This window comes from Streptococcus mitis (genome assembly GCF_003944325.1).
GTDB classification, from domain to species: domain Bacteria; phylum Bacillota; class Bacilli; order Lactobacillales; family Streptococcaceae; genus Streptococcus; species Streptococcus mitis_CW.
Map to the genome: position 1 here is coordinate 1 of NZ_RJPX01000074.1, position 1,911 is coordinate 1,911.

At 35.1% G+C, this 1,911-nt stretch carries 1 protein-coding gene and 2 pseudogenes; 1 reads left to right on the plus strand and 2 read right to left on the minus strand.

The genetic code is table 11. The features are described 5' to 3' along the window. Positions 1-273: pseudogene (locus tag D8787_RS11115) on the minus strand (hypothetical protein); the annotation flags it as partial. Positions 274-597: 324 nt separating this feature from the next. Here D8787_RS11115 and D8787_RS11120 point away from each other — a divergent pair. Continuing rightward, complete coding sequence (locus tag D8787_RS11120) at positions 598-1,461, plus strand: helix-turn-helix domain-containing protein (RefSeq protein WP_125423852.1); 864 nt, start codon at positions 598-600, stop codon at positions 1,459-1,461. Between the two features lie 129 nt (positions 1,462-1,590). On the opposite strand, the pseudogene D8787_RS11125 reads toward D8787_RS11120, so the two are convergent. Then, positions 1,591-1,911: pseudogene (locus D8787_RS11125) on the minus strand (hypothetical protein); the annotation flags it as partial.

Genomic DNA, 1,911 nt, shown 5'->3' on the forward strand with positions numbered 1-1,911 from the left:
TGCTATTTTAGTTAAGAGAATTTCAACTGTTGGTGGTAAAATCGCTAGATTAAACCAAGGGTGTAAGTAGCGATAAGCTAAGAAATAGTTAGGTTCCTCACCCAATCCTAGTTGTTTATATAAGGTCTTGACTTCACTATCTAACCTCGCTTCAAAAGACACATCTGAATGCTCCTCTTCCTTCTTCTGATTAAAATAACGCATCCAGACTAGGAAACCTATAAAGACTAGGACAAATATTCCTGATAAAAGATATTTTAAATTGTAGTTCATCACTTAACCTCCTGATTCACTACTCCACCCAAAGCAGAAGAGTCATATTTATTTTTAAAATAGTTCCATAACAACTTTAAATAAGACTGGTGTCATTAAAATTAGGATAGTTCCTATCACAAATATCATGACTACTCGAAAAAGCTCCTTATTTTTAAACATTTTTCCACCCCTTTTCTAGCTACATAATAGTACTGTTAAGCCCGTCTTAAANTTACACCAAGCTTCTTTTAGTTTTCTTTTTTACTTTTTATATTACTATGATACAATATGTTTAATAGGATTTTATTATTTGTTAACTTTTTTCACAAAAAGGAGAAAAGCATGCGTTATGATTTCGGAAAGGTCTATAAAGAAATACGCGAGTCAAAAGGCTTAACCCAAGAAGAGGTCTGTGGGGAGGTTCTCTCAAGAACCAGCTTATCAAAAATTGAAAGTGGCAAGGTAACTCCCAAATATGAAAATATGGAGTTTCTTCTTCGGCAAATCAATATGAGTTTTGAAGAGTTTGACTATATCTGCCATCTCTATCAACCGAGCCAACGAACAGAAATCATGCAAACCTATCTCAATATGAGCTCAATCCTAGGGACTAGTGAACTCGAAAAACTATTTCAAAAATGCCAAGACTATCTCAAGACCCATCACGACCTGCCTATAGAAGAAATCAGGGATATGCTTGAAGTTGTCATTCATATCCGCCAACATGGTACAGAGCAACTGTCAGACCAAGTGAAACAGACTATCACAAAACTTTGGGAAAAAATTGAAAAACAAGATACATGGTATGAGAGTGACCTGAAAACCCTCAATACCATTCTTTTCAGTTTTCCCATTGAACACCTCCATCTCATCACTGAAAAAATCTTGCAACGCTTGGAAGTATATAAAAACTTTCAACATTTATATGAATTACGAGTGGCAATTTTACTCAACCTTTCCACTATCTACTTATACAATCAAGACAAAAACATGTGTAAGCAAATCTGCTATACTTTACTAGAGGACGCCAAGAACAAGAAAAGCTACGATAGGCTTGCTATCTGCTATGTCCGTATTGGGATTTGTAGGGATGATGCTAAACTTATTCAAAAAGGTTTCTCCCTTCTGGAGCTAACCGAAGAAACTTCTATACTGTCTCATCTCAAAAAAGAAGTAGAGACCTATTACCAGCCGAAGGAAAGATAAAAAGAGATTAGAAAAAACTAACTTCTAAATAAAACCACACTGTAACCCCAATCTTGAACATAATCAAGTTGAAAGGAATACCGTGTGGTTTTTGAATGTTTAGAGGTTAGTTTTTTGAACAATTGTCTATCAGAATGTTCTTTTATCTGTCAATAATCCTAGAAAATCTTGTCGTTTCAAGTCTGAGAAATGTTTGGTAGAAAGACTTCCTTTTTGAAGTCCATCATCTCTAACCTGTAAATAATAGCTATGTTGGCTTGTTTTAATTGTCAAAAAATCGCCAAATACAAAAGCTCTTTTCCAGTTGCGAATCTCAAATTCTTTCGTCTCTGATTTTGGAATGCGGATAAGTCCTTGCCGCAAATCGCGATGATGCTCATTTGTGAAAGTCATCCCATTTCCAAGATTTCTTATCAGCAATTCATCTGGTGTTACCATCACTAGTGCTAT